Raw genomic sequence first — 23,181 nt, forward strand, 5'->3', positions numbered from 1 at the left:
ATCGGTGAATCGGTGAATCGGTGAAGGCCCGGGTCGGCGCGCCGACCCGGGCCTCACGCCACCCCGGGCGTCAGTCGGGCCGTTGAGTGCGGTTCTCGTGAGCGAGGCCGTCCGGGTGGCCGGCCCGGTGCGGCCCGAGGGCGAGGACCAGCGCCCGCAGTGGCACGGGGGCCGGCGGGCGGAGGATCGTGGGATCCGGCGGACGGAGGATCGTCCCGATGTCCTGCCATCCCCGCGACCGGAAGGCGTCGTAGGCCGGAGCGTCCGCCCGGTCGACCAGCGTCGCCCCGAGCGAGGCGTGGTGGTCGGCGAGGAGCCGCTCCTGGAGCCGGCGGGCGAGGTCCTGGTCGCCGGTGTGGGGGTGCACCACGATCTCGGTGATCGCGAAGACGTGTCCCGAGGCGGTGAGCCGTTCCACGCTCTGCGGAAGGGGCCCGTCGAATCCCCTCCACCATGTCCCGTCACGCGGTACGGAGAATCCGTAGGCGCACCCGGCGAATGCCGCGTCCTCCGCGATCAGCAGGGCGAATCCGGGCTTCCGGATGCTGCCGGTGAGCCGCCGCAGGAACCTCTCGCGGCCTCGGTACTCCTGGCCCGCCTGCGCACGGGAGGACTCCACGTAAAGATCGGCCAGGTCCTCCCGCAGGGTCTCGGCCTGCCAGCGGTTCAGCCGGCGCAGCCGGACCGCGTGGGTGGGAATCGGAATCGGCATGCCGCCCGTACCCCGTGCCGGCCCCTGGCGGGGCGGGGCCGTCACGGCGCACCGCCCGCGACGGCGAGAACCCGAGGTGAGGGTGACCGAGGTGAGGGTGACCGAGGGGCGTGGACTTCGTGGTTCAGGTGGGGACGGGGCATGGCTCCTCGGTTCGGTGGTGTAGGTCGTGACGGCTGAACTGCCTGTCCGGCAGGCCGAGTTGGCGGGCATCGTGTTCTGGAGGGGGCCGCAGGACACGAGAAGACCCCGGCCTGCCGTGGGCGGTGTACAGCCGGGGTCCTGGGCTTACGGGTCGTGCTGTCGGTTCGGTCGGTTCGGTCGGTGCTGTCGGTTCGGGTACGGGCCGGGCGGGGCTGCCGGAACGACGCGGTTCACCCCGCTCTTCTGTGGGTGTGGCGCCGGAGGCGGAGCCAGTCGCGGACCTTCCGCGGAGCGGATGGAGTCGACGGAGCCGGTCCCGCTACGGGCGTCCCGGAGCGGCCGTAGTGGAAGGAGGCGATGCGGTCGTCGTGCTGCGAGTTGAGCCGGTGGATGAGGAGCACCCCCACGGCGATCATCGCGAGGGTCACGATCACGGTCAGGAATGTCTCCACGGTTCTCACCTTCCCGTCGGCTGATGCGCCGACTGCTCCATCAACCGGCTCGCGGTCGACGTGCCCAGTGGGTCGCTCGCCGCGGCCATCAGCCACGCGGCCTGGGCGGCGGGCGTCTGCGGCGGGACCACCAGGAGGTTCCAGCGGCCCGTGCGGTACGAGAGCAGCAGCAGTTCGTGCGGGTCCTGTTCCGCCAGGAACCAGCCCACCTTCACCACGCGCCCACCGACGGCCACCTTGCGCGGAACGACCGGCCAGTGGACGGGATTCACGGTGACCCGGGTGATCCGCCCCCACAGCGGATCCAGTACGGCGGTCAGGGCGGGGAGTTCCGCGCCGAGGTCGCGGGAGCGGGGCCACCAGGCGCCGTCCAGCAGAGCCGGTGCGGGACCTGCGGGAGCCAGTGACAGACGGAGAGCGGGCGCGGGCGAGGACGAGGGCGAGGCGAACCGGTCGTCGGCTTCGGCTCTCGTCGGGTGGGAAACGGTCGCGGTCATCACGCGAACCCTGCCCCGGGCCGGTCATGACCGGTCCGGCGTATTCGATCGCCGAAAACGACACGGGCATGGCAGCCGGTGCGCGAAGTGTCCTCGGTAGTGCCAGCGTACTCCGCGGGCACACCCAACGGACCGTACGGCCGAAGGGGGACCGGCAACGGTCAGGTCTGCCGTGCGCGGGTGCCGGTGTCGATGAGGATCTGCTCGGCCTGCCTCCCGCTGTCGGCCCGGACGGCCTCGGCCATGGCCGCGCGTGCGGCGTCGGGTGTCGCGTGCGGTGGGATCACGAGGAGGGAGAAGAGATCCTGTTCGCCCCGGGTGATCAGGACGGTGTCGTCGCCGACCGGGAAGGAGTCGAGGTGGACGACGCGGCCGTCGATGGTCATCCGCGTCGGCAGCGCTTCCCAGGCGCCGGTGTCCAGGCCGACACGGGTGACGGGCCCGAGGTGTTCGGTCAGTGCGGTGATCAGGCTGGGGAGTTCGGCGGTGATGTCGCGGGAACGGGGCCACCACACTCCGTCGAGCACGCCCCGCCGGTCATGTGTCGTCTCCAGCCGTACGACAGCTGTCCCGGGCCGCACGGCCTGGTGGACGGCGTCCGGGAGGAGCCTGGTCACCCGTGGGGAGCCGGAGTCGAAGTCGACCATCGCACTCGCCTGCCTGCCCGTCTGCCCGCCTGCCCGCCTGCCCGCCTGCCTGGAATGAAGGGGTTCGGGTGGATTTCTCCATTTCACGGTACTCCCCGGCAGCAAAGTGAGACATCCGGCCCCCCGCACGGGGACACCGAACGGCGGAAATCGCCCCGCCGGGAAGTAGTGCGACCTCAACGGGGTACGCGGGGTACGCGGAAGGCACCGTACCGCCCGTGGAAGCACTCGATGCCTACGGTGCGTTTCGGTCATACGATGGCAAAATGGGTCCACCACCCGCCGGAGTCCGCACAGACAGGGAGCAGGGCATGATCCGTTCAGCCGACATCCGCGAGTGGCGCAACCAGGACGTGGTCGACGTCAAACAGCGTCGGATCGGCATGCTCGAAGCGGTCTACGTGGACACGGCCACCGACGAACCGGCCATGGCGACCGTCCGGACGGGGCTGCCCACCCGCCACCGGCTGGTCTTCGTCCCCCTCGACGACGTGGTCCTCGGGCCGGGCTACGTCCGGGTCTCCTACGACAAGGGGCAGGTGCGGAAGGCCCCGTCGATCGGCACGGACGACGTGCTGCCCGCCGAGCAGGAGGAGCAGATCTTCCGGCACTACGGCATGACGTACCGGCCTGGAGCCGGGGGCGAGCGCCAGCTCGCCCGCCGCTGAGGTGGTCCGGATGATGGCACTCTTTCTTCTGCTGGTCCTGGTGGCCGTCGTACTGGGAATCATCGGTGCGGTGGCCGAGGGGCTGGGGTTTCTCCTGGTCATCGGCATCGTGGTCTTCGCCGCCGACCTGGTCTTCTTCGGCGCGCGGGTGTCCCGGCGCGCCCGGCGGCGTCCCGTCCGCTGATGACCTTGGACGCGCCACGTACGGATCGATCCACGAGCCGACTCGTGGATCGGCTCGTGGATCGGCTCGTGGATCGATCGGTAAGTGGTCGCCGAGGAGGTGAAGGTTGCCGGGCGCGGCCGAACCGATGTCACGGATTCGCCGGGCGGGTGCCCGGGACCGCTCCGTGGCCGATCTGTTCGGGGATGTCGCTGTCCTGGCCGTACACCTGGACCCGGTAGTACGAGGTGGCCCCGGCCGGTGCCTCCGTGTCCAGGTAGGAGACCGCCGTCCCGGGGAGGGTCGAGGTCAGTTCGTCCCACACCTGGGTGGTGGTGTTCCAGCGCTGGATCGCGACCGAGGACGGTTCCGGGCAGAAGTCCCACTGGCAGGCCCACGCCCAGGTGAGCAGCACACCGTCCGCCGAGCCGCTCGCGGCCAGGGTCATGGAGTTGCCGAAGCCCGCGCCGATCCAGGGCAGCACCGCCGCCTCGGAGCGGACGCCGTCGGCGTTCAACGCCACCACCGCGTAGTAGGCGTTGGAGTAGTCGACCAGGGCGTCGGTGTCGGTCAGGGTGGTCGTCGTGACCGGCTGGGCCTGGACTCGCGTGCCGGGGTGGGCGGCGTCGTGCCAGTACCGGTAGACGAGGTAGCCGGTGGCGCCGGGGACGGGCTGCCAGGACAGCACCACCGAGGTGGCGCTCTCCCGCTGTCCGGTGAGGTCCGCGGGCCGGGCGGGACGCGTGACGTCCTCGGCGTACGGGCGTACCGCGCAGGTGTCCTCGGAGAGGCCCGAGCGGACCCCCGTGGCGTCCACGGCGACGGTCCGGTAGCAGGACGGGATACCGGCCGGCGCACCCGTGTCGGTCCACTCCGGGGAGGTCGTCGCGGCGGTCTCGGCGGTCTTGATGAACACGGCGTCCGACTCGGTGCGGCGCCAGATCTCGTACTCGGTCACGGCGGGGTCGCCCGCCGGCCAGGTCAGCTTGATGCCGTCGGTGCCAGCCGTCGCCGTCGGCATCTCCGGTGCCTGCGGGGTGCCGGGGGCGGGTCCCTCGGACCAGTCGGGTACGTCGACCCAGATCCAGTCGCTGTAGTTGCCCACGAAGCCGCGCACCCTCAGGCAGTAACGGGACTTGCGGTACGGATTGACGTCCAGGTAGTAGGAGTTGACCGTCTCGAAGGTCCAGGTGTTCATGTCGCACGAGCCGCCGTAGGTCGTGCGGAACAGGTAGTAGCTGTAGACCTCGGACGCCGGGGAGTCGTCCCAGTCGAGCAGGACGCCGGCGGTCTCGTGGTCGCGGGTGGCGGTCAGCCCGGTGGCCATGGGCGGCTTGGGCGCCTCGGGGGCGAGCCGCTTCAACTGCACGACGGTGCCGGCGGAGCGGTTGCCCAGCTGGTCGACGGAGACGACCCGGTAGTACGGGGTGGCGTCGGCGGCGATGGGGCTGTCGGTGAGGGTGCAGCCGACCTGGTCCTCGGTGTTCGGCACGGCCGCGCACTGCGGGGTGCGGGCGCTCCCGGTGTCGGTGAACGGGCCGTCGGCGCTCGTGCTCCGGGTGACCTGGTAGCCGGCGAAGTCCTGCTCGTAGCCGGGCCAGCCGGTGGTGGTCCAGGTCAGGGTGGCGGTGGTGGCGCCGACGGGCGCGGTGACCTCGGGGGCGGCGGGCGCACGGGGCGCGGTGGTGTCCGGCGGGAGGGGACGGCTGACGGAGACGGACTCGGTCCAGGCCGAGTACGTACGCGGGGTGTAGTCGTCGATCAGCTTGCCGACGGTGCGTACCCGGTAGTGGCGGGTGCCGCCCACGGGCAGGTCGGTGGCGCTGAAGTACGGCAGGGTGAGCGGGTCGTCGGCGTCGACGAGCAGGTCCCAGGGGCCGGAGGCCGAGGCGGCGGACTGCACCTGGTAGCCGGCGCCCAGACCGTGCACGGGGCTGCCGACCGCGTTCTTGTCCCAGACCAGCACGGCGGTCTCGCCGCTCAGCGAGCCCTTGAGCCCGGTCGGCAGCTGCGGCGGGTACAGCCCGGTGTCGGGGCGGAGCGCGGAGGCGACGGTACGGGCGTACTCACCGGCCTCGGTGACGGCCGAGGCGGACTCGTTGCCCGCGGTGTCGACTGCGGTCACCCGGTAGTACGCGGTGACGCCGATCGGCGCGTCCTTGTCGGCGTACGCGTTCTCCTGGACCACCGCCGCGTTGGCGCTGCGGATGCGGGTCCAGGGGCCGGCGGGGGCGGTGGCGCGGTAGACGTGGTAGCCGGCGAAGGCGTCCGTGGTGGTGTAGTCGTCGTCCCAACTCGGGCCCCAGCTGAGGTAGTTCTCGCCGAGGTCGTCGCCCGCGTCGGGTACGCCGTTGTCGTTGAGGTCGATGTCGCCGTAGCCGTCGGCGCCCAGGAGGTCGGGGGCGCGCGGCGGGGTCTTGTCGGCCGGGACGGCGGAGACGTTGGCCGAGGCGCGGGACTGGTTGCCCGCGCGGTCCACGGCGGTGACGGCGAACCAGTACTTGGTGCCGTTGCGCAGCCCGGTCGAGTTGAACGAGTTGCCGGTCAGCGGGGCGGAGCCGCTGACCCGGTGGGCGGTGTCGATCTTCACAGGGGTGCTGGTGGAGCGGTAGACCCGGTAACCGGCCAGATCCGCCTCGGCGTTGCGCGCCCAGCTGACGGTCGCCCTGGCGTCGCCGGGCACCGCCTTGGCCGAACCGGGGGCCAGCGGGGCGACCTTGTCCGGGGTGGTCGGGGCGAGGCCGGCCGAGACGTTGGCCGAGCCCGTGTAGGCCACGTAGTCGACCCGCACGGTGTGCGTTCCGGCGGGCACGGTCACCTTGACGCTCGCGCGCTGCGTGGAGGCGTAGTCGCGCCACAGGTTGACGTACCGCTTGCCGTCGATCCAGACCCGGATGCCGTCCTGGGCGGCGGTCTTCAGCAGGAAGGGGCCGCCACCGCCGAAGTTCCTGCGCATCGTCCAGCGCACGCCGAAGCGGTCGTTGGGGAGGGAGATCCCGGTCGGGTGGCCCTTGCCCCAGTTCTCGCTGACGGCCTTGTCGCACAGGGACTTGCGGGGTGTGCCGGTGAGGGTGGTGTTGGCGTAGTAGTCCGCCTTCCACACCCCGGCGGCACAGCTCACGGCCGCGACCGGCGCCGCGTCCGGTCCGGCCTGGGGCGCGGTCGGGGGCTGCACGGTACTGACGAAGAGCGCGGCCCCGGCGGCGGTGACCGGCAACAGCAGCCGGTGCGGCGCCCGGACACGGGAACGCGGGGGAACGGGTCTGCCCATGCGGGGCGGCATCCTTCCTCGGGCCCGGGGCAGCACCAACTGGCAGGACAGATCGGATGGTTCCCCCCGGGTGATCACTTTTCCTGCCCGGCGATGATGACATGCGCACAGTTGTTCGTGCACGAAATCGTGCAGAATTCGTACAGAGATCGTGTCCACGTGTGGAAGCGGTGCGATGTGGCTCAGACCGGTTCGAGTCGCCGGTCCCGGTCGCGCCGCGATTCCGGTTGCGGTTCCGGTTTCCGGGGTGGCGCGGGCTTCCGTACCAGGAGCGGCGCGAAGACCGCCGTGCCGTGGGCGACCAGTTGGATTCCGGATCGGTCCCAGCCACGTGCGTGCGCGCGCAGGGCCGCCTCGACCGTGAGTGCGAACACCACACCGGCGACGAGATCCGCGCCGTAGTGGTAGCCGAAGCCCAGCGTCGCGGTGAGCGTGGCGATCAGCCAGAACGTGCCCGCGAAGCGCAGGAACCGCGGCCCCTTGCGGGAGTGGATGAAGATCGCCGTGGCCCACGCCGTGTGCAGGCTCGGCATGCAGTTGCGGGGCGTGATCCCGTCGTACGGCATCGGCTGCGGGACGGTGTGCGGCGGGAGCGTGTCGGGCCACAGGTCGGCCACCGCCCAGTGCCCGCCGCCCGTGCCGAAGGCGCCGGTGCCGTAGGCGAAGACCGGGCCGACCACGGGGAAGATCATGTAGATGCCGGGGCCGAGGACGCCTATCGCGAGAAACGTGCGCACCACGTGATGGCGGGGAAACCGGCGCTCGGCCGCCACATGGCGGAGCTGGTACAGCGCGACGAGGACCGCGGCCACCGCGAGCTGGATGTAGACCCAGTCGAGGACATGGGCGCCGATGGGGCCGCCGGCCCGGACGATCCGGCCCACGACCCACGCCGGGTCGCCCAGCGCGTGATCGGCGGTCGCCACGTACTGGTCGAGCACGAACGGGCGGGTCTTCGCCGTGATCAGCAGCCAGGTGTCGCCCGCCTTGCGCCCGGCCACCAGCAGCAGGGCGAGCCCGACGCCCTTGAGCAGCAGAACCCGTTCCCGGCCGGTGCGGCGCGTGACGGCGACGACCGCGCAGCCGAGGATCGCCCACAGCGCGCCGTTGCCGAAGCAGTGCCCGCCGCCCGTGCCCGCCCCGGCCGCCCATCGCACCAGCGCGAAGACGAGGTCGATGCCGACCGCGGCACCGGCCGCGACGAACCGCTGCCGCCGGGTGAGCACCACCATCATCAGCGCCATGCCGGCGTAGAGCAGGGGCCCCGACCTGGGGGCGTACACGACCTCCCGCGCCTGGTTGGTGAGGGGTCCCGGCAGGCCGTGGCGCCGCGCGGCGATCTCCAGTGCGAGGAGGAATCCGCCTACCGTCACGGCCGCCATGGCCCAGGGTCTGAAGAAGGGTATTCGCGACGGCATGGACTGCTTCCCCCTGATTTGCCGGACTGTTGCTCGGTGTTCATGACTTCCGGCAAAGGAAGAGGGAAAGATCGCCGTCCGGGTTCCCGTCGGGGTTCCCGCCTGTCGGTCAGCCTTGCTGGAGGAGGACGTCCGCCGCCCGTTCCGCGAGCATCGTCACGGGGGCGTGCGTGTGGGCTCGTACGATGCTCGGCATGGCCGAGGCGTCCACGACCCGCAGGCCCGTCAGGCCCCGGACCGCGAACGTCGGGTCGACGACCGACTGTTCGTCCGTGCCCATCCGGCAGGTGCTGACGAGGTGGTGGATGCTGCCGCCCGTGGCGCGGACGTAGGCGGCGATGTCGTCGGAGTCCTCGGACAGCGCTCCGTCGGTGAGCGGCTTGCCGAGCCACTCGGCGAAGTCCGGCTGCCGCAGGACGCGTTGGGCGGCACGGACCCCCGCCACCAGGGTTGCCAGGTCGGCGCCGTCCGGGTCCGACAGATAGCGCGGGTCGATGACCGGGGCGTCGTGCGGATCGGCGCTGCGGAGTGTGATCGCGCCCCGGCTGCGCGGGCGCAGGAGGATCACGCCCAGGGCCATGCCGTGTTCGGCGGTCCGCTGGTGCTCGCCCAGGGGGAGCACCAGGTGGACGACCTCGATGTCCGGGGCGTCGAGGTCCTCGCGCGTCCGCAGGAACAGCAGTGCCTCGGAGATGATCGAGTCCAGGGTGCCGTGGCGGTCGCGCAGATACTGGTCGATCTGCTCGGCCGACGCCCCCTCGCCGGGCGACCAGAACCCCATCGCCTCGAAGGCCAGCGGGACGAGCAGATGGTCGGTCAGGTCCCGGCCGACGTACGGGAGATCCCGTACGACGGGAACTCCGTGCCGGGACAGTTCCCCGGCCGGGCCCACACCCGACAGCAGCAACAGGTGGGGGCTGCCCACGGATCCGGCGGAGAGGACGACCTCGCGCCGGGCACGGATGATCTCGGTGCCCGCCCGTCCGCCGGCCCCGGCCTCGATCTCGACGCCGATCGCCCGGGTGCCCTCGAACACCACCCGGCGTACCAGGGTGTCCGCCAGCACGGTGAGGTTCGGGCGTTCGCGGGCCGGGGTGAGATAGGCGTCGGCCGAGCTGTGGCGCAGGCCGTCGCGGTGGGTCGCGCGGGCCAGGGCGTAGCCCTCCTGGACCTCGGCGGCGGGGACGTACCCGAGGCGGGCGCACGCGTTGGTGAACGCCGGGGTCACCGGCAGCGGGTAGCGCATTCCCGCCAGACTGATCCGCTGCTCGGCCCGCTCGAAGTAGGGCTGGAGGGTGTCGTGGTCCCAGCCGTCGAGGCCGGCTTCGGCCCAGCCGTCGTAGTCCGCGCGGTGGCCGCGGGTCCACAGCTGTGCGTTGATCACCGAGGAGCCGCCGACCGCCTTGCCGCGCGGGATCGGTATGGTCCGGTCGGCCAGGCCGGGCTGCGGTGCGGTGGCGAAGTCCCAGTCCAGGTCGCCCCCGAAGAGGCGGGGGAACAGGATCGGCACCCGCACTTCGGGGCGGGTCTCCGGCGTTCCGGTGCCGGCCTCGATGAGCAGCACCTGTGTTGTGCCGTCCGCGCTGAGCCGGTCGGCGAGCACACATCCGGCCGAGCCGGCGCCGACGATCACATAGTCCCACTGACTCTCGCTGCTCACTTCGCTCACTTCGCGACCGCCTCTCGGCTCCGGTCGAAGGCCACACCCCAGGTCGTGCTCCTCAGGCGGCGGTTCTCGGTCATGACGACTCCATTCCTTGCCGTGTGTTCACTGTCTGTGTGCGTACGCGTGTGCTTCAGCGGGTCGCGGGTACGCCGTCCCCGGTGGTGGGAGCCGGGGCCGGGACCTGCGCGGTCCCGGGGTGCCGGTCCCGCAGGACGTGGCGGAGCAGGGCGAGGCCCGCCAGCAGGGCCACCAGGCCGCACACGCCGTTCCAGCCGAAGGCGGAGTACGCCCGGACGCCCAGCCAGGATCCGGCGCTGCCGCCCAGGAACGCGCAGGTCATGTACGCGGTGTTGAGGCGCGAGCGGGCCTCCGGGCGCAGCGCGAAGATACGGGCCTGGTTGGCGACCTGACCGGACTGCATGGCCACGTCGAGCAGCAGCATCCCCGCGCCCAGGCCCACCAGGCCGACGGCGCCGCCCAGATGACCGGTGAGGAGCACGGCCCCCGCGGCGATGGCGCCCACCATGCACACCAGGTTCACGGGGTCGGGTCCGAGCCGGTCGACGCGCCGGCCCGCGACGGGCGTGGCGAACATGCTGGCCGCGCCGACCAGGGCGAGGACGCCGACGGCCGGGGTGCCCAGGTCGTAGTGCGGGCCGGTGATGTAGAGGGCGAGGGCGGTCCAGGCGGCGCTGAACGCGGCGAACACCAGGACCTGGTACTGGCAGGAGCGGCGCAGCAGCGGTTCGGTGCGCAGCAGGTGCAGGGAGGCCGCGATCAGGGCCGGGTACCGCTGGTCGGTGCTCGGCGTGGTGTGCGGGAGGGCGGCGGCCAGCGCGAGGGTGAGGATCAGGACCATGCCCGCCGCGACCAGGTAGGGGGCGCGCCAGCCGAGCCATTCGCCGAGGGTGCCGGAGAAGGTGCGGGCCAGCAGGATCCCGCCGATCAGCCCGGAGAGCAGGGTGCCGGTGACAGCGCCTCGGCGTTCCGGGGCGGTCAGACCGGCCGCCATGGGGATGAGGATCTGCGGTACGACCGTGGTCAGACCGACCAGGCCACTGGCGACGGCGAGGACGGGCAGCGAGTCGGCCGTACCGGCGAGGACGAGTCCCACGCCGGTCACCAGCAGCAGGGTCGTGACCAGGCCGCGGTGGCGGAGCCGGTCGCCGAGGGGGACGAGCAGGAAGATGCCCACCGCGTAACCGAGTTGGGCGCAGGTGACGACGACGGCCGCGGAGGCGGGGCGTACGTGCAGGTCGTCGGCGATCAGCGGACTGATCGCCTGCGGGAAGTAGATGTTGGCCACCGCGACGCCGCAGGCGACGGAGAGCAGCAGGATCAGCGGCCGGCTCAGCACCGGCGGCGCAGGGGAGGGAACGGCAGAAGCCACGACACACCTCGACCAGGAAGGGAGAAATGAGAGGGGTGGCACCGCCACCCCGGGGAACCGTTTTAACCGGTTCCATCAACGTACCAGTAATACCGGTTCCGCAGTAGGCTGTTTGCCATGACCGCATCCCCCGCACCGCAGACGTTCCGCTTCCGCAGCGGCTCCGGACGGATCTCTCTGGACTTCATGCGGACCCTGAGGCTGCGCGGCCTGGACGGTGTCACCGAGGAACTGGACACCCCCGAGGCGCTGACCGCCTGGGTGGTCCAGCTGGGCCCGTACGCCGAGGACACCGTCGTCCCGGTTCCGTCGCGGGCCGTGCTGCGTCAGGCGCGGGAGGTGCGGGAGGCCGTCCACACGCTCCTGACGACGGCCCGCGACGGCGGCGGCCCCGCCGGATGCCCTGCCGAGGTCCGTACGCTGCTGAACCGGGCGGCCTCCGCCGCACCGCCGGTGCCGGTGCTCGACGACCACGGCAGGCTCGTCCACACCGCCGCCGACCCGGTCGGCGCGGTGCTCTCCGACATCGCCCGCGACGCGCTCACCCTGGCGACGTCCCCCGCGCTGGAGCGGGTCCGCGCCTGCGCCGGTCCGGCCTGCGCGGCCTGGTTCCTCGACACGTCACGCCCGGGCAACCGGCGCTGGTGCTCGATGGACGCCTGCGGGAACCAGGCGAAGAAGACGACGTGGCGGACGAAGCACGTGACGGGTACGAAGGCCCAGTAAGTACGTAGTACGTCACTGGCCCGGGCGGACGAAGGCCCGGTCGACGTACACCAGCGCATCCCTCTCCACGTCGGTGACGCAGTCCAGCACATGGCCGATGAGCATGCTGTGGTCGCCGCCGTCGACGACGTCGTGCAGCCGGCACACGAGCCGGACCGCCGCCTCGGGGATGCCGGGCAGCCCCCGTTCGAGCGGGACGGTGTCACCGGCGGCGAACCGGTCGACACCGGAGGTCGCGAAGCGCCGGGCGATGTCGGACTGGTCATGGGCGAGCACGTTGACCATGAAGTGCCCGGCGGAGGTGAAGGCGGAGTGCGTACTCGCCTTCTTGTCCAGGCTGACCGTCACCAGCGGCGGGGCCAGGGACAGGGAGACGAAGGAACTCGCGGTGAACCCCCAGCGGCAGCCGGCCTCGTCGACCGTGGTGGTGACGACGACGGGCCCCGGGACACGGGCCATGGCACTGGTGAAGTCGAGCTCTCGGGTGTCGGTAGGCATACGGCGCCTCCTTGAACGAGGTCGGGAACAAAGGGGTTGGTCATGCGGCCAGTTCGCCGCTGCCGAAGTCGGCACCGGCCAGGACGTCGAGGAAGGACCGGGCCCAGTGGTGGACGTCCCGTTCGCGGACGTGCCGGAGCAACTCCCCCATACGGAGCCTGCGTTGAGCCTCGTCCAGGTGCAGGGCCGTGGCCATGGCGTCCTGGAGTCCGGCGAGATGGTGCGGGTTGACCAGGAGCGCCCGGGTCAGTTCGTGCGCGGCGCCGGCGAACTCGCTGAGCACCAGCGCCCCGCCGAGGTCCGGGCGGGCGGCGACGAACTCCTTGGCGACCAGGTTCATCCCGTCGCGCAGGGGCGTCACCAGCATCACGTCGGCGGCCCGGTAGAGGGCCACGAGTTCGGTACGGTCGACGGTGGTGTGCAGATAGTGGACCGGCACCCGGCCGACCGTCCCGAACGTCCCGTTGATACGGCCGACCTGTGCCTCGATCCTCGTACGCTGACGCCGGTAGTGCTCGACGCGCTCCCGGCTGGGCGTGGCGATCTGGACGAGGACGGCGTCCCGTGCGGTGACCCTGCCCTCGGCCAGGAGCCCCTCGAAGGCCCGCAGCCGCTGCTCGATGCCCTTGGTGTAGTCGAGCCGGTCGACGCCCAGCATGATCCTTCTGCCGTCGCCCAGTTGACGGCGGATCCGCCGGGCCCGTTCCCGTACGGCCTCGCTGCGGGCCAGGGTGTCGAGGCCGGCCGCGTCCACCGAGATGGGGAACGCGCCGACACGTACGTCCCGTTCGGGCAGCCGTACGGTCCCCGCCACCGGCGTACGGTGCGGACCCCCGACGTCGCCGACGCCGTGCAGTCGCCGCACCAGCCGCAGGAAGTTCCGCGCGCCGCCGGGCAGTTGGCAGCCCACGAGGTCCGCGCCGAGCAGGCCCTCCACGATCTCGGTGCGCCAGGGCAGTTGGAGGAAGAGCTCGGGCGGCGGGAAGGGGATGTGCAGGAAGAAGCCGATCCGCAGATCGGGCCGGAGGGCCCGCAACAGGGCCGGGACCAGCATCAGTTGGTAGTCCTGGACCCATACGGTGGCCCCGGGCCCGGCGATGCCCGCCGTGTACTCGGCGAACCGCCGGTTGACCCGGTGATAGTTCTGCCACCACCGCCGGTCGAACTCGGGCGCCGCCACCGCGTCATGGAACAACGGCCACAACGTGGCGTTGGAGAACCCCTCGTAGTAATCCCGGTGTTCGTCGGCGTCGAGGGGCACGGGATGCAACCGCACCCCCTCGTGCCGAAAGGCGGCGGGCGTACTGCCGGTAGTCCCCGCCCACCCCACCCAGGCCCCCCGCCGGTCCCGCAACACGGGTTCCAGACCGGTGACAAGCCCGCCGGGACTGCGCCGCCATTCCCCCGACTCCAGATGAACGGGAAGACGATTAGCGACGACGACAAAATCGGCGTCCGTTTCCATTCCCTGCATCCCTTCTCAAGAGGGGACTGGTCGCGCCCCAAAGGGGCGGGGGGAACTGCGCGACCAGCCCCCACGCACCCGCAGACGAAGAACGACCTACGCGGCCCGGAAATCGACGATGGTCTTCAAATCCGTCGTGCTCCGATAGTTCTTGAAGATCTCGACGAGCCCCTCATAGTCCTCAAACCGATGCACGGTGGACAGCAACCGCCGCCCATCGACAACCCCCGACAACAACATCTGCATCGCCGCCTGAATCACATTGGCGGAGTGATGCATCGGAAACGCCGTGACATCGAACGGCGACGCACTGATATTGATCCCCTTCGCGAGCATCAGCCACGTGTCGAACTTCTGCATCTCCTGCGAGGCCCCGTACAGCACATACCGCCCCTTGGGCTTCAGCCGCCGCATGGCAACCCGCCGGGGATCCTTCTCCTCGTCGTCGACCTTGACGGTCGGCAACGCGTCGAAGACGTAGTCGAACGTGTTCTCCGGGACCTCGGCGATCAGCTCCTCCGGCAGATACGCCCGCTCGGAGAAGTGCTCCCCGGCATGCTGGTTGCGCACCGGGTTGGCGTCCACGGACACCACCTGGTTGGGGGCGAACATGCGCCTGATGACGCTGCCCGCGATGATGCCGATCGGGCCGGTGCCCATGATGAGGACCCGGTCGCCGATCTTCGGCGGGTTGGCCAGGATCGAGCGCAGGGCGCCGGTGGTGGGTTCGATGAACGACGCCTGAAGGTCGTCGAGGGCGCCGGGGACCTTGACGGCGGCGGCCCGCAGGTCGTCGGAGAAGTTCCGGTCGGCCCAGAACACGTCCTCCTTGACCTCCCCGGAGAAGATCGGGCGCAGCGTGCGGTACTCGGCGAAGCCGCCGAAGTCGGTCTGTCCCCAGTAGACGATCCGGTCGCCGATCGCGATGTCGGGGCGGGTGAACTCCGGCCCCTTCTCGACGACTTCGCCGAGGTATTCGTGGCCGAGGACGATCGGGTACTCGGAGGGGAACAGGTGCCCTTCGAAGAAGGAGATGTCCGTCGAGCAGATCGACACGCAACGGGTGCGCAGCAGCACGCCGTCGGCCGGCGCCGAGGGACGCGGCACCTCCGCGACCTGGGTCTGGCGCGGGGCGATGAGCTGGAGGGCCTTCATGGTCGGCATGGTTGTCCTTCCGGGCAGATCGGGCAGATTGCGGTCACGGGAGTTCAGAGGAGCTAGCGGCGCATGCTCAGGCCGCCGCCGAGCAGGTACTGGCCCGTCATCTCGACGTTGGTCGGCGACAGGGTGATGTGCTTCGCGGCCGAGTGCGCGTCACGGAAGTAGCGTTCGAGCAGGCTGCTCGCGTACAGCGAGGACGTACCGGCGACGGTGAACAGGCTGTCGATGGCCTGGCAGCACTGCTCGGCCACGGTCGCCGCGGCCAGCCGTACGGTGGCGCTGAGCGCGTCCCCGCCGACCTCGCCGAGCCGTTCGGCGTGCCAGGCGGCGTCCGCCAGCAGCAGCCGGGAGGACCGGACCTGCGCCTCGGCGCGGGCGTACCGCTCCTGCACGGTGTGGCTCGCGGCCAGGGTGGTCGTGCCGGCCATCGGCTTCTTCGCGACGGCGAGCCGCTGGAACTCCTGCAGCGCGCCCCGGGCCGCGCCCAGCACGGTCGAGGACGAGCCGAACAGCCCGAAGTCGTAGTAGCTGATGCCGTATCCGCGCGAGGGACGGGCGGGCGGGGCGAGGAACATGTCCCGCTGGGCGACCGTGTACGCGTCGGCGACGAAGACGTCCTCGACCTCGTAGTCCTCGCTGCCGGTGCCGCGCAGCCCGAGGGTGCGCCAGTTGTCCAGCATCCGTACGGCGTGCCGGGGCACGAACAGCATCCGGATCTCCGGGCCCTGCTCGGTGAGCCGGGGTGTGCCGCCGTCGGTGATCCGGGCCGCGCACACCAGCCAGGTGGCGTGCGCCGATCCGCTGGCGAAGCCCCAGCGCCCGGAGAGGCGGTAGCCGCCGTCGACGGCCTCGGCGAGCCCCGTGGGGTTGACGGAGCCGATCACCAACCCGTCCTGGTCCCGGAAGAGTTCACGCGCGACCGGCTCGGGAAGGTAGTCCGACAGCCGGCCGATGGCGGCCTGCACGCCCATCTGCCAGGCGACCGCCGGGTCGAGCCGGGAGAGTGCCTGGAGTGCCTGCGACCCCGTCTCCAGGGTGATCTGGGAGCCACCGAGGTCGTGGGAGACCAGCATCCGGGGGAAGCCGGCGTCCCGCAGTGCCTCGAACACCGGCACCGGGGAGAACCGCTGCCGCTCGCCCTCCTCCCGCCACTTCTCGATGACCGGGGCGATGTCGTCGACCCGCCCGAGCCAGTCCGCGGTCTCCGCCGGTACGGGCCTGTCGTCGACCAGTGAGAGAGCGTGATCGTTCTCTTGGTTCTGAGTCCCTTGGTTCTGAGCCATACCCACCTCCTGATGTTGCTGGGAACGTAGGCGGAGGAACCTCGCGTTCAAGACCGGAATCCGGCGGGCGTGGGGGCCTCTTGACCGACGTATTACGGCGGGAAGAGACGCGGGGAAGACACAGAAAAAGGGGCGGCCGGCGTCGTGAGGACGCCGGCCGCCCCTGTGGGGTGCGGAGGTTCAGCCCGTTCGGTCGAGCACGCTGACGAACGCCAGCCAGATGTCGATGTGTTCGTGGACCGCGAGGGTCAGAGCGGCCCGGCTGTGCGGCGGAACGGCCGCCAGCAGGGCGTCGCCCCCGGCCCCCAGAAGGGCCCGGTTGTCGAGCAGGCGCAGCAGTTGCCGCCCGGACGCGGAGAACCGCAGGGTGGGGTCACGGGCCAGGACGGCGAGCGGGTCCTTGCCCGGGACCGGACCCGTCGGGGTACGGGGCCGGACAGGCTCCCGGAGGCGCCCGTTCCGTTCCACCGCGGTCAGCGCCACGGGCTCGTCCCGTACGGCGGCCTCGGAGGCGGCTCTGCGGCCGACGGGATCCTCGTCCCGCTGCACCCGGGCCCGGACGTCGCGGGCGGTCCCGACGGAGATCCCGGCGGCGCCCGCGATCTGGCGCAGGGAGGCGTCCGGGTGTTCGCGCAGATAGCCGGCGGCACGTCTGCGGCCGACGGTGGGGTCCACGGGGCGGGCCCGGCCGTCGCGGCCCACCCGGGTGTTCGACTGGGGCTCCTCCCCGGTTGCACGCCGTCTGACGGCCGCCACCGTCTTCGTGGACAGCCCCGCGGCCTGGGCGACCGCGCGGTTGGACCATCGCGGGTAGGTGGCCAGGATGCGCTGGGCCGCCGCGAGCCGCTCCCGCTGGTTCAGCCGCCGCCCGCGGTGCAGATTGGCCTGGACGGCCTCGACGAACGCCTCCTTCTCGTCGCCGTCGAAGTAGCGGACGTCGATGTCCGCGCGGCCGGCCAGGGTCGCCGCCGTGAGCCGGTGCATCCCGTCGATGACGCGCAGGGTGCGCCGGCACACCAGGATCGGCGGCAGGTCCCGTACCTCCGCCAGTGATCTGGCGTAGGCGAGATCGATGTCCCCGGCACGCGGGGAGTCGGCGGGCACGAGCGCCGCGACCGGTAACCGTCCGGTGCGTGGCGCGACCTCGTCAGCACGTTCGTCCACACGGCCGTCGACACCTGGTCCTCGAACTGGAAAAAGCGCAGAACTGCTGGTCATGCTCCGACTCCCCCGTCGTATGGCCGCACGTAGCTCTCTGCAGTCGCTCCACCACCGAGTTCACTTGGCGCCCGGTCCGATTGCCAGGGGCAGTTGTGGCCGACTGGACACAAGCGGCCAGAATCCCGTGCTCCGCGCCCCCGGATCCGCGTCGCGGCCTCCCCCGTCCCCCCGGCCCACGGCACCCCAGGCGCCTCCTCAGCAACCCATCCGACCTGCGCCGACACCTCGAAGACGGCAATTTTCCGCACAAGTTCCGGTCAGTTCACGGGAGTTGTAACGGACCTTTGGGAGAGTGTGGCGCTCGAACACAGAACGGGGAGGAAGAAAGTGGACAACCGGCCATTGACAGCCGCAGCACCCATTGACATTCCGGCCGACATTTCAGCCACACCCCTCGGCACGACCTCGGAGCTGCTGACCCGGGCCGTCGACACGCTCGCGGCGCTGACGAGTGCCGAGATCGCCGACAGCTACCGCGCCCTCGCGGAGGCGGACGGGCCCACGCCGCTCCAGGAGGCCGACGCCCCGCACCAGGCCCGGGGCGGGAGTTCGGCCCCGCTGCTGGCCCTGGGCCTCGCCCATGTGCTGCCCCACGATCCGCCGCTGCTGCGGGCGGCGGCTCCGGTGCCGGCCGTGGAGGCCGCCCTGGTCCACAAGAAGCACGAGCTGGACGCCCAGTACGACGTCGTCGCCCGCGCCCAGCGCGAGGTGCTGCGCATCCGCCAACTCGCCGACCAGCAGGCCCAGGACACCTCCTCGCACCGGCTCGCGCAGGTACTCACCGACTCCGACGACATCGCCGCCCTGTCCAACACGATCGGCACGGCGGCCGTCCAGGAGCATCTGACACTGGAGACCTTCCAGTACGACCTTCCCTTGAAGGCGAGTTCGGCGCAGCCGCCGACGGACGCGTCGATCGCGCGGGGCGTACGGCACCGGAGCATCTACGAGACGGGCTTCCTGACCGACCCCGTGGGCACCGAGATCGTCGAACATTGTGCGGCCGCCGGTGAGGAGATACGACTCCTACCGCGCCTGCCGATGAAACTGAAGATCACGGACGGCTCGCAGGCCCTGCTGGCCCTCACCCCCACCGGGTCGAGCGTGGCCCTCCATCTGACCTCGCCCGTCGCCGTGGAGGCGCTGCGCCACTACTTCGAGCTCCTGTGGCGCGAGGCCCGCCCGCTGACCAACGCCCCCTCGCCCAGCGGCAGCGACCGGGAACGGCAGCGCCACGAGATCGTCGCGCTGATGCGGCAGGGCTTCAAGGACGAGGCCATCGCCCGGAGGCTGGCACTGACCCCGCGTACCGTGCGCCGCCGCATCAGCGAGTTCATGGACGAACTCTCCGCCGAGACCCGCTTCGCCGCAGGGGCGGAGGCGCAGCGGCGCGGCTGGTTCGACGCGCCGGACACGTCGGACGAGTAGGGCGGCCGAGGGAGGTCGAGGGAGGCGCCGCCGGGTCCCGCGTCCTGCGCGGGAGTGGAGCCTGCCGTTTCCGGGATCGTCGATCCCACCAGGTCAGCGGCTCCCACCGGGAACCCACCGCTCCCCGAAAGGCTGTCTCCCGTGACGGCGCCGCTCATCGACGACAGCGCGAAGGGCATCGCGACCAGCCTCGGCATGGCGGTCGTCTTCCTCGGGGCGGGAAGCGCCCTGTACGAGGGCCGCGCGCAGGCCCGCGACCCACGGTGACCCGCTCACTGTGCGCGGAGCGCGTCCGCCGGCGGGGTGCGCAGGGCCTGGCGGGTGGGGAGTTCGATGGTGAGGAACGCCGTGGCGGTGACCGTCAGGGCGAGGGCGGGCAGCAGCCACACCGGGCCCGCCGGCCAGGGGCGGCCGAGGAAGCCCTGGCCCAGGAGGGCGAGGGGTACGGCGGACAGCAGCAGGGCCGTGGTGAGTGCGGTGGCCGCGGTCACCGCCGCCTCGCGGCGCATCATCGCGCGGATCTGGCGGGGCGTCGTGCCGTTGAGACGCAGGGCGCCCAGTTCGACCCGGCGCTGGGCGGTCGCGGCGACGAGCTTGTTGGCGATGCTGAGCAGCAGATAGACGAGCAGGACGATGATCGTGGCCAGGTTGATCCACACCTCCGGCGGCGCGTCCTTCAGACCGTCGGCAGACGTGGGGTTCGTGTCCTCGACCGCGAGCCCCGGGCGGGACGCGGCGAAGGCGGCCACGGCCTGCCGGGCGTCCGCCGTGCCGTCCGTACGGACCAGGACGTTCTGGTCGAGCCCGGTCGTGGTGTGACCGGCGACCAGGTCGTGCGAGAGGACCACGTCGCCGAAGCCGAGGCCCCGGTCGTAGACGGCGACCACCTCGGCGTCGGCCTTCACGCCGTCACCGAGCACGAGACTCACCCGCCGGCCCACCGCCGCGTCCCGCGAGCGTGCGGCATCGCTGCTGACGGCGACGGTCGCACCGGTGAGCCGGCTCAGACTGCCGTCCCGTACGCCGAGGTCCAGGACGTCCGCCGCGTCCGGCGTGAGGATCATCGCGGAGCCGGACTCGGCCTGCGGCTCGCCGAACTGCTCGTACGTCCACACGACACCGGTGTCGCTCACGGGAGCGGCCGCCCGTACGCCGCTGGTCCCGCGTACGTCGGCGAGTGTGCCGCCGGGCAGTCCGCCCAATCCCGGTGCGCTCAGGCTCTGTTGGGCGAGGGTGCCGGTGCGGGTGTCGTCGGCGGTGGCGGCCAGCACGGTGGTCTGGGTGAGGGTGTACGTCAGCACGAACACGACCGCCATGGCCAGCGTGCTGACGATCCCCGCGTTGCGCAGGGCGTAGGCGCGGACGTTGGCCATCGCCAGCCAGGTCGGCGCGGAGGCCCCGGTGTGCGTCAGCCGGGCCGCCGTACCGCCGATGCCCCGGACGAGGGCCGGACCGGCCATGGCCAGACCGATCGCGCCGAAAATGCCCGCAAGGGAGGTGGCGGTGGCGCCGATGACCGTACGGGAGAAGAGCGGCAGGACCGACATGGCCGTCGCGGCGACGATGACGAGGACGCCGATACGCGTCCGGATCCGCGAGGGCTCACGCGGTTCACTGCGCGACTCGGCGACCGCCTCGGTGGCCGGCATCCGCGAGGTGCGCCACGCCGATCCCCGGGCCGAGACCTGCACGACCAGGCCCAGCAGGAGAACCGTCGCGAGGGCGGGCAACGGGCTGAAGGTGAGCGGGAGTTCGGCGGGGATGAAGCCCCGGTCCGCCAGCAGTCCACGGAACTGTCCGGCCAGCAGATAGCCGAGCGCCACACCGGGTACGAGGGCCACGGCCGCGACGACGCTCGACTGCGCGGCGGCAAGTCGCCGTATCTGCCGGGGAGTTGCTCCCACGGCCCGCATCAGCGCGAGATCGCGGCGCTGCCCGGCGATCGACACGGCCAGCGCACTCGCCATCACGAACCCGGTGATCAGCAGGACGATCCCGGAGAGCGACCCGGCGAGCAGGATCAGGAGGGAACGGGACGCACCCGCGCCGGGTGACACGAGGTCCCCGCGATCGGCACCGGTGACGACTTCAAGTCCGGTGCCGTTCAACTTCGTTCGGACTTCGGCGGCGACTTTCTCTTCGGCGCCGGGGGTGGTGCGGAGGGCGATCAGGTCTACGGTTCCGGCGCGGGGGTTGCTGGTGTTGGGGATGTCGCTGGGGGCGGGGCGGGGGCCGTCGCCTGTGGTGCTGGCGCTGGTGGTATCGCCGCTGGCGCTCGTGGTGTCGCCGCCACTGCCGGTAATGCTGGCCCCGCTGCCAGCGCCGTTGGCGCCGATGCGCTGGCTGGCGTTGCCACTGCTGCTGGTGTCGCCGGTTCCGGCGCGGGAGATGCCGGCGCCGTCGCTGGCGCCACTACTGCCGGTGTCGCCCGTTCCGGCGCGGGAGAAGCCAGCGCCGTCGCTGGCGCCACTACTGCCGGTGTCGCCCGTTCCGGCACGGGAGAAGCCAGCGCCGTCGCTGGCGCCGGTGGTACCGCTGCCGGTGCTGCTGGCGCCAGTGCCCTGGCCGCCGATGCTGCCGTTGCCGGTGTCGCCGCTGCCCCCGCTGCTGCCACTGCCCCCACCGCCCCGCCCCGCCAGTCGCACAGCCGTCGCGTCCTCGAAGAGGACCCCAACGCCTGGTGCGTCGACGATCGCCGAGACGCGGTAGACGACGGCCGGGCGGGCGTTCGCCATCACCTGGACCCTGTCTCCCAGCTCGACGTCCGCCGCCGTGGCCGTGGCGCTGTCGACGGCGATCTCGTCGGCGCCGTCCGGCCCGCTGCCCTCGACCCTCGCACCGCCCAGCAGCTTCACCGAGGACCAGCCGTGCCCGGCGGCCCGGGGATCCCCGGCCGGTACGACCCGGCCCTGGGCGTCGACGAGCGCGGCGGGGAAGCCGAGGTCGCCGACGGCGTCGGTGACGCCCGGCAACTCCGCCAGTTCACGGACCAGTTGGGCCGGGACGGTACGGCGTTCCGGGAGCACCAGGGGCAGGTCGCCGGGCGGATGGAACTCCTGGTCGGCGGCGACGATCACGTCCGCGCCGGCGAGCCGGCCGGCGGGGAGGTGGGAGCGCAGGCCGGACTCGGCGAGGACGCCGGTGCCGGTGATCAGGGCCGCGCCGCCGAGGACCGCGCAGGCGACGGCGATCAGCGCGCTGATCCGGCGCCGGACCATCTGTACGGCTAGGCCAAACATGGAAGTCGTGGAAGTCGTGGAAGTCATGGAAGTCATGGCAGTCATGGCAGTCATGGCAGTCATGGGTCAGACCTCTCCCAACTCGACGAGGCGGCGGGCCAGTTCGGGGGCGGTCGGTGAGTCGAGGGCCTCGACGACACGGCCGTCGGCCATCACCAGCACGTGGTGTGCGCGGGCGGCGGCGGCCGGGTCGTGGGTGACCATCACGACCGTCTGGCGCAGGTCGTCGACGAGGTCCCGCAGCAGGTCGAGCACCTCGTGCGCGCTGCGCAGATCCAGCGCACCGGTCGGCTCGTCGGCGAACACGACGGCCGGCCTCGCCACCAACGCCCGTACGACGGCGGCCCGTTGCTGCTGGCCCCCGGACAGCTCGGCCGGGCGGTGGGCGAGCCGGTCGCCGAGCCCGACCCGCTCCACCAGCGTCCGCAGCCAGTCGTGGTCCGGGGTACGGCCCGCCAGACGCAGCGGCAGCGTGATGTTGTCCTCGATGCTGAGCGAGGGGATCAGGTTGTACGCCTGGAACACGAACCCGACGCGCTCCCGGCGCAGTTCGGTACGGCGGGTCTCGTTCAGGCCGGCGATCTCGTGACCGTCGATCCGGACGCTGCCCGAGGTCGGGGAGTCGAGCCCGGCGGCGCAGTGCATCAGCGTGCTCTTGCCGGAGCCCGAGGGGCCCATCACCGCGAGGAACGTGCCGCGCCGCACGGTCAGCGACACCTCGTCGAGGGCGCGTACGCCACCCGCGTACTCCTTGCCGACCCGGTCCAGGACGATGGCCGGCGCCGACGCGTCGTACCCGGTGGCCGCGGGGCGGCGGGTCCGGGCGAACACGGGGCTCATCGACGGCCCCGCAGGCTGCGTACGACGAGGGTGCCGCCGGCGAGCACGGTGACCGCACCGCAGGACAGGTTCACCCAGGTGTGCGCACCACTGAACGAGGCCGCCATGTTGGCGACCGCACTGAGCACCACCAGGATCCAGAGCAGGCTCCGGGCGATGTCCGCACGGGTGGGGGCGGTGTCGCGCCGCTGGTGAAGGGGGTAGGGGTCGGTGTTCGTCATGGGGTTCCTCCCGAGGTCGGCTGTCGTCACCGACGCTATGGACCGGACCCCCCTCGGGCCGATCCCGCAGC

20 protein-coding genes and 1 pseudogene are annotated in these 23,181 nt (G+C 71.7%); 5 read left to right on the forward strand and 16 right to left on the reverse strand.

Annotation, left to right across the window (positions count from 1 at the left end; all coding sequences use genetic code 11):
- Positions 1-70: 70 nt before the first annotated feature.
- From LUX31_RS21200 to LUX31_RS21215, 4 genes and pseudogenes are all read right to left on the reverse strand, one after another.
- Complete coding sequence (locus tag LUX31_RS21200) at positions 71-712, reverse strand: hypothetical protein (protein ID WP_235476449.1); 642 nt, start codon at positions 710-712, stop codon at positions 71-73.
- Between the two features lie 374 nt (positions 713-1,086).
- Positions 1,087-1,308, reverse strand: coding sequence for a hypothetical protein (locus LUX31_RS21205; protein ID WP_235476450.1), 222 nt, complete (start codon positions 1,306-1,308; stop codon positions 1,087-1,089).
- Positions 1,309-1,334: 26 nt separating this feature from the next.
- Positions 1,335-1,805, reverse strand: a pseudogene (locus LUX31_RS21210) (DUF5994 family protein); the annotation flags it as partial.
- A 161-nt stretch (positions 1,806-1,966) separates the two neighbouring features.
- Complete coding sequence (locus LUX31_RS21215; protein WP_235476451.1) at positions 1,967-2,452, reverse strand: DUF5994 family protein; 486 nt, start codon at positions 2,450-2,452, stop codon at positions 1,967-1,969.
- 311 nt (positions 2,453-2,763) lie between these two features.
- Here LUX31_RS21215 and LUX31_RS21220 point away from each other — a divergent pair, with 311 nt between their 5' ends.
- A complete protein-coding gene (locus LUX31_RS21220) occupies positions 2,764-3,120 on the forward strand; it encodes a PRC-barrel domain-containing protein (protein ID WP_235476456.1) in 357 nt (118 codons plus the stop codon).
- A 10-nt stretch (positions 3,121-3,130) separates the two neighbouring features.
- On the forward strand, positions 3,131-3,304 hold the full coding sequence (locus tag LUX31_RS21225) for a hypothetical protein (protein WP_235480203.1): 174 nt from the start codon (positions 3,131-3,133) through the stop codon (positions 3,302-3,304).
- A gap of 130 nt (positions 3,305-3,434) precedes the next feature.
- Here LUX31_RS21225 and LUX31_RS21230 read toward each other — a convergent pair whose 3' ends face one another.
- The 4 genes from LUX31_RS21230 to LUX31_RS21245 all read right to left on the reverse strand — a co-directional run bounded on the left by LUX31_RS21230 (position 3,435) and on the right by LUX31_RS21245 (position 11,028).
- The gene (locus tag LUX31_RS21230; RefSeq protein ID WP_235476463.1) at positions 3,435-6,554 is read right to left on the reverse strand and encodes a fibronectin type III domain-containing protein; all 3,120 of its coding nucleotides are present in this window, start codon (positions 6,552-6,554) and stop codon (positions 3,435-3,437) included.
- 182 nt (positions 6,555-6,736) lie between these two features.
- On the reverse strand, positions 6,737-7,972 hold the full coding sequence (locus LUX31_RS21235) for a phosphatase PAP2 family protein (RefSeq protein WP_235476464.1): 1,236 nt from the start codon (positions 7,970-7,972) through the stop codon (positions 6,737-6,739).
- A gap of 109 nt (positions 7,973-8,081) precedes the next feature.
- Positions 8,082-9,632 carry a GMC family oxidoreductase gene (locus LUX31_RS21240; RefSeq protein WP_235476465.1) on the reverse strand — a complete coding sequence of 517 codons (1,551 nt, stop codon included), beginning with the start codon at positions 9,630-9,632 and terminating at the stop codon, positions 8,082-8,084.
- Positions 9,633-9,768: 136 nt separating this feature from the next.
- A complete protein-coding gene (locus tag LUX31_RS21245) occupies positions 9,769-11,028 on the reverse strand; it encodes an MFS transporter (RefSeq protein WP_443045983.1) in 1,260 nt (419 codons plus the stop codon).
- Positions 11,029-11,145: 117 nt separating this feature from the next.
- Here LUX31_RS21245 and LUX31_RS21250 point away from each other — a divergent pair, with 117 nt between their 5' ends.
- Positions 11,146-11,754 (forward strand): CGNR zinc finger domain-containing protein, encoded by a 609-nt coding sequence (locus LUX31_RS21250; protein WP_235476467.1) that lies wholly within the window; start codon positions 11,146-11,148, stop codon positions 11,752-11,754.
- A 12-nt stretch (positions 11,755-11,766) separates the two neighbouring features.
- Here LUX31_RS21250 and LUX31_RS21255 read toward each other — a convergent pair whose 3' ends face one another.
- The 5 genes from LUX31_RS21255 to LUX31_RS21275 all read right to left on the reverse strand — a co-directional run bounded on the left by LUX31_RS21255 (position 11,767) and on the right by LUX31_RS21275 (position 17,325).
- On the reverse strand, positions 11,767-12,252 hold the full coding sequence (locus LUX31_RS21255) for a flavin reductase family protein (RefSeq protein WP_235476468.1): 486 nt from the start codon (positions 12,250-12,252) through the stop codon (positions 11,767-11,769).
- Positions 12,253-12,292: 40 nt separating this feature from the next.
- Complete coding sequence (locus LUX31_RS21260) at positions 12,293-13,717, reverse strand: alpha,alpha-trehalose-phosphate synthase (UDP-forming) (RefSeq protein ID WP_235476470.1); 1,425 nt, start codon at positions 13,715-13,717, stop codon at positions 12,293-12,295.
- Positions 13,718-13,813: 96 nt separating this feature from the next.
- Complete coding sequence (locus LUX31_RS21265) at positions 13,814-14,881, reverse strand: zinc-dependent alcohol dehydrogenase (protein ID WP_235476472.1); 1,068 nt, start codon at positions 14,879-14,881, stop codon at positions 13,814-13,816.
- 53 nt (positions 14,882-14,934) lie between these two features.
- Positions 14,935-16,161 (reverse strand): acyl-CoA dehydrogenase family protein, encoded by a 1,227-nt coding sequence (locus LUX31_RS21270; RefSeq protein ID WP_235476474.1) that lies wholly within the window; start codon positions 16,159-16,161, stop codon positions 14,935-14,937.
- Positions 16,162-16,341: 180 nt separating this feature from the next.
- Positions 16,342-17,325 carry a ParB/RepB/Spo0J family partition protein gene (locus LUX31_RS21275; protein ID WP_235476476.1) on the reverse strand — a complete coding sequence of 328 codons (984 nt, stop codon included), beginning with the start codon at positions 17,323-17,325 and terminating at the stop codon, positions 16,342-16,344.
- A 399-nt stretch (positions 17,326-17,724) separates the two neighbouring features.
- On the opposite strand from LUX31_RS21275, the gene LUX31_RS21280 reads away from it, so the two are divergent.
- Both LUX31_RS21280 and LUX31_RS37495 read left to right on the forward strand, forming a co-directional pair.
- Positions 17,725-18,810 carry a helix-turn-helix domain-containing protein gene (locus tag LUX31_RS21280; RefSeq protein ID WP_235476485.1) on the forward strand — a complete coding sequence of 362 codons (1,086 nt, stop codon included), beginning with the start codon at positions 17,725-17,727 and terminating at the stop codon, positions 18,808-18,810.
- Positions 18,811-18,951: 141 nt separating this feature from the next.
- The gene (locus LUX31_RS37495; RefSeq protein ID WP_268828175.1) at positions 18,952-19,077 is read left to right on the forward strand and encodes a hypothetical protein; all 126 of its coding nucleotides are present in this window, start codon (positions 18,952-18,954) and stop codon (positions 19,075-19,077) included.
- A 5-nt stretch (positions 19,078-19,082) separates the two neighbouring features.
- Here LUX31_RS37495 and LUX31_RS21285 read toward each other — a convergent pair whose 3' ends face one another.
- The 3 genes from LUX31_RS21285 to LUX31_RS21295 are packed head-to-tail and all read right to left on the reverse strand — an operon-like array spanning position 19,083 to position 23,110.
- A complete protein-coding gene (locus LUX31_RS21285) occupies positions 19,083-22,076 on the reverse strand; it encodes an ABC transporter permease (protein WP_235476487.1) in 2,994 nt (997 codons plus the stop codon).
- A gap of 39 nt (positions 22,077-22,115) precedes the next feature.
- Complete coding sequence (locus LUX31_RS21290) at positions 22,116-22,889, reverse strand: ABC transporter ATP-binding protein (RefSeq protein WP_235476489.1); 774 nt, start codon at positions 22,887-22,889, stop codon at positions 22,116-22,118.
- Positions 22,886-23,110, reverse strand: a complete 225-nt coding sequence (locus LUX31_RS21295) for a hypothetical protein (protein WP_235476491.1) — start codon at positions 23,108-23,110, stop codon at positions 22,886-22,888. The genes LUX31_RS21290 and LUX31_RS21295 overlap by 4 nt, the downstream gene beginning before the upstream one ends.
- Between the last annotated feature and the right edge of the window lie 71 nt (positions 23,111-23,181).

The sequence above is a fragment of the Streptomyces sp. GQFP genome, from assembly GCF_021545335.1.
In the GTDB taxonomy this organism is placed as follows: domain Bacteria; phylum Actinomycetota; class Actinomycetes; order Streptomycetales; family Streptomycetaceae; genus Streptomyces.

Excerpts from the sequence above, each read along its gene's own strand:
- LUX31_RS21200 (WP_235476449.1), bottom strand. The coding sequence starts at position 712 with ATGCCGATTCCGATTCCCACCCACGCGGTCCGGCTGCGCCGGCTGAAC.
- LUX31_RS21215 (WP_235476451.1), bottom strand. The coding sequence starts at position 2,452 with ATGGTCGACTTCGACTCCGGCTCCCCACGGGTGACCAGGCTCCTCCCG.
- LUX31_RS21220 (WP_235476456.1), top strand. The coding sequence starts at position 2,764 with ATGATCCGTTCAGCCGACATCCGCGAGTGGCGCAACCAGGACGTGGTC.
- LUX31_RS21225 (WP_235480203.1), top strand. The coding sequence starts at position 3,131 with ATGATGGCACTCTTTCTTCTGCTGGTCCTGGTGGCCGTCGTACTGGGA.
- LUX31_RS21230 (WP_235476463.1), bottom strand. The coding sequence starts at position 6,554 with ATGGGCAGACCCGTTCCCCCGCGTTCCCGTGTCCGGGCGCCGCACCGG.
- LUX31_RS21235 (WP_235476464.1), bottom strand. The coding sequence starts at position 7,972 with ATGCCGTCGCGAATACCCTTCTTCAGACCCTGGGCCATGGCGGCCGTG.
- LUX31_RS21250 (WP_235476467.1), top strand. The coding sequence starts at position 11,146 with ATGACCGCATCCCCCGCACCGCAGACGTTCCGCTTCCGCAGCGGCTCC.
- LUX31_RS21255 (WP_235476468.1), bottom strand. The coding sequence starts at position 12,252 with ATGCCTACCGACACCCGAGAGCTCGACTTCACCAGTGCCATGGCCCGT.
- LUX31_RS21260 (WP_235476470.1), bottom strand. The coding sequence starts at position 13,717 with ATGGAAACGGACGCCGATTTTGTCGTCGTCGCTAATCGTCTTCCCGTT.
- LUX31_RS21265 (WP_235476472.1), bottom strand. The coding sequence starts at position 14,881 with ATGCCGACCATGAAGGCCCTCCAGCTCATCGCCCCGCGCCAGACCCAG.
- LUX31_RS21270 (WP_235476474.1), bottom strand. The coding sequence starts at position 16,161 with ATGGCTCAGAACCAAGGGACTCAGAACCAAGAGAACGATCACGCTCTC.
- LUX31_RS21285 (WP_235476487.1), bottom strand. The coding sequence starts at position 22,076 with ATGACTTCCACGACTTCCACGACTTCCATGTTTGGCCTAGCCGTACAG.
- LUX31_RS21290 (WP_235476489.1), bottom strand. The coding sequence starts at position 22,889 with ATGAGCCCCGTGTTCGCCCGGACCCGCCGCCCCGCGGCCACCGGGTAC.
- LUX31_RS21295 (WP_235476491.1), bottom strand. The coding sequence starts at position 23,110 with ATGACGAACACCGACCCCTACCCCCTTCACCAGCGGCGCGACACCGCC.